At 65.1% G+C, this 471-nt stretch carries 2 protein-coding genes; one reads left to right on the top strand and one right to left on the bottom strand.

Annotated features, from left to right (window positions below; translation table 11 throughout):
- Complete coding sequence (locus tag A3722_RS09905; RefSeq protein WP_067916096.1) at positions 1 to 198, top strand: lipocalin family protein; 198 nt, start codon at positions 1 to 3, stop codon at positions 196 to 198.
- Here the strand turns inward: A3722_RS09905 and A3722_RS09900 are convergent.
- Positions 173 to 471, bottom strand: a 299-nt coding sequence (locus tag A3722_RS09900; protein ID WP_150120467.1) for a lipocalin family protein, incomplete at its 5' end; no start/stop codon positions are given. The two genes, A3722_RS09905 and A3722_RS09900, sit on opposite strands and share 26 nt — an antisense overlap.

Raw genomic sequence — 471 nt, 5'->3', positions numbered from 1 at the left:
GTGGGTGGGGCCGAGCGCGCATTCTGGGTGCTTTGGGTCGATGAGGGGTTCCGCACCGCCGTCATCGGCAGCCCCGAAGGGGGGTACGGCTGGATTCTTGACCGTCAGGCGACAGGGGGCGAAGACCGGNTCACCGCGGCGCAAGAGATTTTAGATTTCAACGGCTACGACCTCAGCGCCTCATTTGCAAGGCGCTGAGGTCGTAGCCGTTGAAATCTAAAATCTCTTGCGCCGCGGTGATCCGGTCTTCGCCCCCTGTCGCCTGACGGTCAAGAATCCAGCCGTACCCCCCTTCGGGGCTGCCGATGACGGCGGTGCGGAACCCCTCATCGACCCAAAGCACCCAGAATGCGCGCTCGGCCCCACCCACGGCGGCGCGCATGGTATAGCGCGCCGGGCCCTCTTCGCTCAGCGCCCAAAGATCACGGCGGTCGGTGCAGACCCCAGCCGCATTACAGGATTGGCGGTGCT

The sequence above is a fragment of the Sulfitobacter sp. HI0027 genome, assembly GCF_001634775.1.
Taxonomy (GTDB): Bacteria; Pseudomonadota; Alphaproteobacteria; order Rhodobacterales; family Rhodobacteraceae; genus Sulfitobacter.
This window is presented reverse-complemented; position numbering and strand designations above follow the sequence as displayed.